Below are 8,145 nucleotides of genomic sequence, written 5' to 3' on the forward strand. Positions count from 1 at the left end.
AATACAGGTACACTTAAAGCACATTCTGGTGAAAAAAGGAGTAACCTCAGTGATTCAAACAACCGATACTGTTACATTCCAAGCATCAAAAGATGAATTTTATTATGGCTACCAACAACTCGCTAAACAAGCCGGGCGTCACGCTTTTCTTGAAAGCGCTCGCGGAGGCAACCTGAGCGTCGCAGCACTTCATCCGTTTGCTGCTGTACACTCCACAGCTGACGGTCTACATATTGATTGGGAGTCGGGCGAGACCGAGCATCAAGCGGGAGAATCCTTGGCGCTCATCGAGCAATTGGTCAGCCGTTACGAAGTGGCTCACAACCCGGAACTTCCGGATTTCCAAGGAGGAGCCATTGGCTTCGTGACGTACGATTATGCGCGCGTGATCGAAGTGTTGCCGGAGTCTGCAGAAGACGACTTAGGAATCCCGATGAACTTCTTCTATCTCTTTGACCACTGGGCTGTATACGATATAGCTAACGAGCAGGTCATTTTGATGAAGCTGCCGAATGCAGAGAAAGATTTAGAAGCTTGGTCGCACGAATGGCAACAAGCTGTCCGTGAAGGAATCGCGTCTCGCTTGTTTGAAGCCGGTGCTGCTCGTGAAGTGGTACAGGATGACAGTACGCTGCATGTGTCGATGAGTGGTCCGCAGTTTGAATCGGCCGTTCGTCGCATCCAAGAATACATCGCGCAAGGCGACGTGTTTCAAGTTAACTTATCTGTGCGCCAATCCAAAGAGCTTGGAGTAGAGCCGATGGTGATGTACGAGGCGCTTCGTACCTTCAACCCGTCTCCGTATATGGCTTATATTCAAGCGGATGACTTTGCTGTTGTCTCTGGTTCACCAGAGCTTCTTGTGAAGAAGAAAGGGCTGGAGCTGTCAACCCGTCCGATTGCAGGAACTAGACCACGTGGGAAAGACGAAGCGGAAGACTTGGCACTTGCACAAGAACTGATCGACAACGAAAAAGAGCGAGCGGAACACGTCATGCTCGTTGATCTAGAACGCAACGATTTAGGGAAAGTCTCTCGCTACGGCACGGTAGAAGTAGACGAGTTCATGGTCATCGAACGCTACTCCCACGTCATGCATATCGTCTCGAACGTCAAAGGAGAGCTTGGCCAAGACGTGACGAACGCAGAAATCGTGCAGGCGATGTTCCCAGGGGGCACGATTACGGGAGCGCCAAAGATTCGAACAATGGAAATCATTGAAGAACTCGAGCCGGTCCGACGCGGATTGTACACAGGTTCGATCGGGTGGTTCGGTTACACGGGTGACCTGGAATTTAACATCGTGATCCGCACAGCATTCGTGAAAGACGGCATGGCGCACATCCAAGCAGGAGCTGGAATCGTGATTGACTCCATTCCAGCTGCAGAATATATCGAATCCTTGAACAAAGCAAAAGCCTTGTGGCAAGCAAAGGCTATGGCAGAAGGGACGAAGCAGTCATGATTTTGATGATTGATAACTACGATTCATTTACCTACAACCTCGTTCAGTATATGGGCGAAATGGGCCGTGAGATTCGTGTAGTACGAAACGATGAGATCACGCTAGCAGAGATCGAACAGCTGAACCCGGACATGATTGTAGTCTCTCCTGGTCCTTGTACACCGAATGAGGCCGGTGTCAGTCTGGATGTGATTCAGTACTTCGCGGGGAAAATCCCGATTCTGGGTGTCTGCCTCGGTCATCAGTCTATTGGACAAGCATTTGGCGGGAACGTCGTTCGTGCCGAACGCTTGATGCATGGTAAGACTTCTCCCGTCCGCCACGACGGCAAGGGAGTCAATGCAGATATGCCGAATCCGTTCCAAGCGACACGCTACCACTCGTTGCTTGTTGAAAAAGAATCGTTACCGGAGTGTTTAGAGGTCACATCTTGGACGGCTGAAGGGGAAATCATGGGCCTTCGCCATAAAGAGCTTGCTGTGGAAGGTGTCCAGTACCACCCGGAATCGATCATGACCGAACAAGGAAAGAAACTCATTCGAAACTTCATTGAGACGTATTGTGAGCCAAAGGAAGTGTCGGTCTGATGGAATGTTGGAAAAACGGTGAGTTTGTCAGCAAACAAGACATCACGATTTCGCCATACGATCACGGCTACTTGTACGGACTCGGCTTCTTTGAGACGTTCCGGACATATAACGGTCGCGTGTTTTTATGGCAGCAACACTGGGAGCGTCTCGAGCAGACGCTCTCTGCTTTTCGTATTGACATGCCGTATACAAGTGACGAGATACTTGGCGTCGTTGAAGAGTTAACGCGACTGAACGGAGGAGAGGACGGCTATTTCCGCTTCAATGTCTCAGCAGGTGTCCACGACATCGGGTTGCAGCCTTCCAAGTACGAGAATCCAACGGTATTGATGTTACGTAAGGGGTTACCAACGACCCCTCGCGGCACAGAAAAAACAGCTCGCTGGATCACGATTCCCCGCAACACGCCGGAAGGGCCGACTCGAGTCAAATCCCACCATTACGGAAATAACGTGCTGGCTCGCTTTGAACTGCCATCACTTGCAGAGATGGAAGGCTTTATGTGTACAGCCGATGGATTTGTTGCAGAAGGCATCACATCCGCTATTTTTTGGACGAAAGACGGCGAGGTCTATACCCCGTCACTTGAAACCGGAATTTTGAACAGCATTACACGCCAGTGGGTACTGGATTACGCGGAACAACACGCAATTCCCGTTCACTCCGGATATTTCCCGAAGCATCAGGTCGAGGAAGCTGACGAAGTGTGGATTGTGAACGCTGTGCAGGAAATCGTGCCGATTCGCGCTGTCGAATCCAATCATTTCCCGGGAAATAATGGCGAGATGTATCAACGTATTCATAAAGCTTATATAGAAGCGATAGAAGACAGAGGAGAGACGTCAACATGACTAAAGTATGGACAGCACATGGTGTCACACTAGATTTCTCGAAAGAGACCGTTGTAATGGGAATTTTGAATGTCACACCCGATTCGTTCTCGGACGGGGGGTTATATAACAATGTCGAGCAAGCTGTAGAGCGGACTCGTGAAATGGTGGAACAAGGAGCCAAGATCGTCGATATCGGAGGTGAGTCTACGCGTCCTGGGTACACACGCATTTCTGATGAAGAAGAAATCGGTCGCGTTGTCCCGGTGATTCGTGCTATCCGAGAAGCCGGCATCCCGGTATTTTTATCGATCGATACATACAAATCTGCTGTTGCGAAAGCAGCACTCGATGCAGGAGTCGATATTTTAAATGATATCTGGGGTGTGCGTAAAGACCCCGCTATTGCGCGGTTGGCAGCGGAGTATAAGGCGCCGCTTATCTTGATGCACAATAGAGAGACAGCAGATTATAAGGAGTTTTGGCATGATGCGAAAGCAGACCTTGAAGAGTCTCTCGCTATTGCGAAGCGACACGGAGTAGAAGATGAGCAAATTTGGTTAGATCCAGGCATTGGCTTCGGTAAGAACACGACGCACAACATCTGGATGATGCAACATTTACCACAGCTTGTAGAGATGGGCTATCCGGTCTTGCTCGCCACATCCCGCAAGAGCTTGATCGGGAACGTATTGAAGCTTCCGGTAGAAGAACGACTTGAAGGTACAGCGGCGACAGTCAGTTATGGAATCGACAAAGGCGTTCATCTCGTTCGAGTGCATGACGTCAAAGAGATGACACGCACTACACGGATGATGGATATACTGGTTGGAAAGACAGACTATGTGGAGGAAGTATAATGGATAAAATCTATTTGAACGATATGCAGTTTTATGGCTATCACGGCGTCTTGCCGGAAGAAACGGTCCTTGGACAGTTGTTCCGTATCACGGTAGAGATGGCTGTGGATTTGAAGAGGGCGGGAGAGACGGATGCGCTAGACGCGACGGTCAACTACGCAGAAGTATACGAACTGTGCAAGGCGATTGCAGAAGGGGAGCCGTACCAACTGATTGAATCTGTTGCGGAAAAGATTGCAGATGCCATCCTGAAAAATTACTCCCAGCAAGTCAAAGGGTGCAAAGTATTAGTAGTCAAACCGACTCCTCCAATTCGTGGGCATTACCACTCGGTTGCAGTCGAAATCACACGGGGTACTCTATGAATACGGCGTATCTTTCCATCGGTTCGAACATGGGAGACCGTCTGCAGTTTCTAAAGGACGCGGTGAAACAGGTATCGGCGCATTCGAGCATCCAGGTAGAACAAGTATCAGATGTCTATGAGACAGACCCGGTCGGCTACACAGACCAAGCAGCTTTTTTAAATATCGCTGTGAAACTCACGACGTCGCTTGCCCCGCACGAACTGCTCGCCGTGTGTCAGTCAGTAGAGCAAGAGCTCGGGAGAAAGCGCGTGATTCGCTGGGGTCCAAGAACGGTCGACCTTGACATTTTAGTGTATAATGATGAAAATATAGAGTCGGATGATTTAACTATTCCGCATCCACGTATGACAGAACGTGCTTTTGTACTTATCCCACTGGCATCGATTTCAGCCGATCCTGCACATCAGGAGCTTGCTGCTGCATTCGATCCCGAGAAAGAAGGCATTCGGTTATGGACAGCATTCGATGGGGACGGCGCATTCGTGCATACAGAAAGTTAAAGCGCGTCAGCCAGATTGATTTGGCGAAGGCGTTAGAAGTAGCACCGGCCACGCTCGGTAAGATGGAGCGGGGCGTCAAAGCACCTACAGAAGACCAATGGATGAAAATCTCTCAGATACTCGACATAGACATGGACGAACTTAAAGGAAGTAAGGAAGGTGAAGACCGTGACACGTAAACCGACCAAGCCGTTTTCAATCGGTGGCATCGAGATGGACAACCGCGTCGTGCTTGCACCGATGGCGGGAATCTGCAACTCGGCATTCCGACTGACGGTGAAAGAATTCGGTGCGGGTCTCGTCTACGCGGAGATGATCAGTGACAAAGGGATTGTCATGAAAAACGAGAAGACCCTAAGTATGCTGTACATCGACGAACGAGAAAATCCCCTGTCTCTTCAAATCTTCGGAGGCGAAAAAGACACCCTGGTCGCAGCTGCAAAGTACGTCGACCAAAATACATCGGCAGACATCATTGATATCAATATGGGCTGTCCAGTCAATAAAATCATCAAGTGTGAAGCGGGAGCCCGCTGGTTGCTTGACCCAAACAAGATATATGAAATGGTTTCGGCCGTTGTCGACAACGTCAACAAACCCGTATCCGTCAAGATGCGCATCGGGTGGGATAGCGACCACATCTTAGCTGTGGAGAATGCCCAAGCTATCGAACGAGCTGGTGGAGCAGCTGTTGCTGTCCATGGACGGACGCGTGAGCAGATGTACGAAGGCCGTGCCAACTGGGACATCATCCGTGATGTGAAGCAGTCGGTCTCTATCCCTGTTATCGGGAATGGAGACGTCGAGACGCCGCAAGATGCGAAACGCATGCTCGATGAAACCGGAGTAGACGGCGTCATGATCGGGCGTGCCGCTCTTGGTGACCCGTGGATGATCTACCGCACTGTAGAATATCTTGAGTCAGGCGAGTTGAAGCCCGAACCATCCGTCCGCGAAAAAATCGACGTCTGCTTGTTGCACTTTGAGCGCCTCGCGCAGCTTAAAGGAGAACACGTAGCAGTCCGAGAAATGCGTAAGCATGCCTCATGGTACCTGAAAAATATCCGAGGGAATGGGCGTGCCCGTACGGTCATCAACCAAATCGAAGATGCCAACGAGCTACGCGCCTATTTGAACCTCTTCGCTGAAGAAGCCATGGCGAAGCAAGACGAAATCGTTTTGGTATAACTGATCATAGAACTGTAACAAAATAGCGGTCAGGAAAATAGGTAATGAAGTGTAGGGGTGACTCCAGCGGGATAAAAAACGAAAGCTGAGACCTTGGCTCAGCCCGCGCCCGTGGAACGCCTCCCCTACACGTGAATCTATCTAATTAGAAAGCAGCTTCTCATTGGTTTTGAGGAGCTGCTTTTCTAAATTTTGATTTAGCAGTGTCTATCAATAAACTGAATTCGCAGACTTCAGTTCATTCAGATGAAGTTTAAAAGAAATTTGTGTACAATAGAACTATTGCAATCTGGCGTAGAACAGAGCGAAGGAGTGACAATATGTCGAACATGGAAGAATTAAACGATCAATTACAGGTGAGACGTCAAAAGATGACGTCGATGCAAGAGCAAGGCATGGATCCATTCGGTTCCCGTTTTGAGCGCAGCCACCTGAGCAGTGAGATAAAAGAAGAGTTTGAAGGCTATACAAAAGAACAACTGGACGAGACACCACACGAAGTCATCGCAGCAGGACGCATCATGACGAAACGTGGAAAAGGGAAAGCAGGCTTTGCCCACATCCAAGACCTTGGAGGTCAGATCCAGATCTACGTGCGTAAAGATGCTATCGGTGACGATGCATACGCTACGTTCAACACAGCTGACCTTGGAGACATCGTCGGTGTAAAAGGAACAGTTTTCCGCACAAATGTAGGAGAACTTTCTATTAAAGCGACGGAATTCACATTCCTTACAAAATCCCTTCGTCCGATGCCGGAGAAATTCCACGGTTTAAAAGACGTAGAACAACGTTACCGTCAACGCTACTTAGACCTGATGACGAGCGAAGACAGCAAAAAGACATTCATCACACGCAGCCGTATCATCCAATCGATGCGCCGCTATTTAGACAACGAAGGCTTCTTAGAAGTAGAGACTCCAATGATGCACTCTATCGCAGGGGGAGCAGCCGCTCGTCCATTTGTAACGCACCATAATGCGTTAGATATGGAACTCTATATGCGTATTGCTATCGAGCTTCACTTGAAACGCTTGATCGTTGGTGGACTTGAGAAGGTCTACGAGATCGGTCGTGTATTCCGTAACGAAGGAATCTCGACACGTCACAACCCAGAGTTCACGATGATTGAACTATATGAAGCGTACGCAGATTACCAAGATATCATGAACTTGACGGAAAACCTGATTGCTCACATCGCACAAGATGTACTTGGCTCAACGACAGTTCAATACGGGGAGGACCAAGTGAACCTAGCTCCAGGCTGGAAACGCTGGCACATGGCAGACGCTGTCAAAGAAGTGACAGGTGTAGACTTCTGGCAGGAGATGACAAAAGAACAAGCACACGCTCTTGCGGCGGAACACGGAGTAGAAGTAAAATCTTCTATGGAAGTGGGACACGTTCTGAATGAATTCTTCGAGCAAAAAGTCGAAGAGTTACTCGTTCAACCAACGTTTATTTACGGACACCCTGTAGAAGTGTCTCCACTCGCGAAGAAAAATCCAGAAGACGGCCGATTCACAGACCGTTTCGAATTATTCATCGTGCGTCGCGAGCATGCGAACGCCTTCACAGAGTTGAACGATCCAATTGATCAACGTGAGCGTTTCGAAGCACAGCTTGTAGAGAAAGAAGCAGGAAACGACGAAGCGCACGAGATGGATGATGATTTCATCGAAGCTCTTGAATACGGAATGCCGCCAACTGGAGGACTTGGTATCGGAATTGACCGCCTTGTCATGTTGTTGACGAACTCTCCGTCAATTCGCGATGTATTACTATTCCCATTAATGCGTCACAGAGATTAATTTGTTTCTATAGAAAGACTTTCGCTCCGAAGATTGTTGGAGCGTAAGTCTTTTACTTTTTGTCTGGAAGAGTTGCGCGAATTGTTTTTCTCCTTATTGAATAAGAAACATAGCCACAAGATATGGTTCGTTAAGAGCGTTGTTCGACTAAATGTTGAACCTAGGAAACTTTGTTGAAAAAAGATGAGCGAAAGTGCTTGTCTCGATTCAAATGCCGTGCTATAGTAATCAAGTTGCTAAATTACGAAATGCATCGAGAAAACTTTTTCAAAAAAGTTGTTGACATCAAGATTCGTAATTTGGTATCATATTAAAGTCGCCAAAACGAGCGACATACCAACATGAACATTGAAAACTGAACATGCAAGACGTCAAGATAGAGCGTCACCACCCCGACCCCCGTTGGGTGTGCGTGACGCAAACCGAACCAAATCGCATCCTTTAACGGGATGTGGTGGACGTTCAAAAATGGACATCATTATGATGCCAGCAACAAAATGAGCTTATTTTAAGCTCTCTTTTATGGAGAGTTT

The 8,145-nt window shown here is 48.5% G+C and carries 9 protein-coding genes; all 9 read left to right on the forward strand.

Annotated features, from left to right (window positions below; translation table 11 throughout):
* The first annotated feature begins 52 nt into the window (after positions 1–52).
* The 9 genes from CQS04_RS13205 to lysS all read left to right on the forward strand — a co-directional run bounded on the left by CQS04_RS13205 (position 53) and on the right by lysS (position 7,612).
* Complete coding sequence (locus CQS04_RS13205; RefSeq protein ID WP_100354591.1) at positions 53–1,465, forward strand: anthranilate synthase component I family protein; 1,413 nt, start codon at positions 53–55, stop codon at positions 1,463–1,465.
* On the forward strand, positions 1,462–2,052 hold the full coding sequence (gene pabA / locus CQS04_RS13210) for an aminodeoxychorismate/anthranilate synthase component II (RefSeq protein ID WP_100354583.1): 591 nt from the start codon (positions 1,462–1,464) through the stop codon (positions 2,050–2,052). The genes CQS04_RS13205 and pabA overlap by 4 nt, the downstream gene beginning before the upstream one ends.
* A complete protein-coding gene (gene pabC / locus CQS04_RS13215; RefSeq protein ID WP_100354584.1) occupies positions 2,052–2,906 on the forward strand; it encodes an aminodeoxychorismate lyase in 855 nt (284 codons plus the stop codon). Before pabA ends, pabC begins: the two co-directional genes overlap by 1 nt.
* The gene (gene folP / locus CQS04_RS13220) at positions 2,903–3,745 is read left to right on the forward strand and encodes a dihydropteroate synthase (protein WP_100354585.1); all 843 of its coding nucleotides are present in this window, start codon (positions 2,903–2,905) and stop codon (positions 3,743–3,745) included. Before pabC ends, folP begins: the two co-directional genes overlap by 4 nt.
* Positions 3,745–4,110: a dihydroneopterin aldolase gene (folB, locus tag CQS04_RS13225; protein WP_100354586.1), complete on the forward strand. Its 366-nt coding sequence runs from the start codon at positions 3,745–3,747 to the stop codon at positions 4,108–4,110. The genes folP and folB overlap by 1 nt, the downstream gene beginning before the upstream one ends.
* The gene (folK, locus tag CQS04_RS13230; protein WP_100354587.1) at positions 4,107–4,613 is read left to right on the forward strand and encodes a 2-amino-4-hydroxy-6-hydroxymethyldihydropteridine diphosphokinase; all 507 of its coding nucleotides are present in this window, start codon (positions 4,107–4,109) and stop codon (positions 4,611–4,613) included. Before folB ends, folK begins: the two co-directional genes overlap by 4 nt.
* Positions 4,565–4,792 (forward strand): helix-turn-helix domain-containing protein, encoded by a 228-nt coding sequence (locus CQS04_RS13235; protein ID WP_100354588.1) that lies wholly within the window; start codon positions 4,565–4,567, stop codon positions 4,790–4,792. The genes folK and CQS04_RS13235 overlap by 49 nt, the downstream gene beginning before the upstream one ends.
* A complete protein-coding gene (dusB, locus tag CQS04_RS13240) occupies positions 4,782–5,801 on the forward strand; it encodes a tRNA dihydrouridine synthase DusB (RefSeq protein WP_281257858.1) in 1,020 nt (339 codons plus the stop codon). The genes CQS04_RS13235 and dusB overlap by 11 nt, the downstream gene beginning before the upstream one ends.
* Before the next feature lie 320 nt (positions 5,802–6,121).
* Complete coding sequence (gene lysS / locus CQS04_RS13245; protein ID WP_100354589.1) at positions 6,122–7,612, forward strand: lysine--tRNA ligase; 1,491 nt, start codon at positions 6,122–6,124, stop codon at positions 7,610–7,612.
* The last annotated feature ends 533 nt before the right edge of the window (positions 7,613–8,145 follow it).

It is taken from the genome of Chryseomicrobium excrementi, assembly GCF_002798305.1.
Classification (GTDB): domain Bacteria; phylum Bacillota; class Bacilli; order Bacillales_A; family Planococcaceae; genus Chryseomicrobium; species Chryseomicrobium excrementi.

Coding starts and splice junctions, on each gene's coding strand:
- pabA (WP_100354583.1), top strand. CDS start 1,462: ATGATTTTGATGATTGATAACTACGATTCATTTACCTACAACCTCGTT.
- pabC (WP_100354584.1), top strand. CDS start 2,052: ATGGAATGTTGGAAAAACGGTGAGTTTGTCAGCAAACAAGACATCACG.
- folP (WP_100354585.1), top strand. CDS start 2,903: ATGACTAAAGTATGGACAGCACATGGTGTCACACTAGATTTCTCGAAA.
- folB (WP_100354586.1), top strand. CDS start 3,745: ATGGATAAAATCTATTTGAACGATATGCAGTTTTATGGCTATCACGGC.
- folK (WP_100354587.1), top strand. CDS start 4,107: ATGAATACGGCGTATCTTTCCATCGGTTCGAACATGGGAGACCGTCTG.
- CQS04_RS13235 (WP_100354588.1), top strand. CDS start 4,565: ATGGACAGCATTCGATGGGGACGGCGCATTCGTGCATACAGAAAGTTA.
- lysS (WP_100354589.1), top strand. CDS start 6,122: ATGTCGAACATGGAAGAATTAAACGATCAATTACAGGTGAGACGTCAA.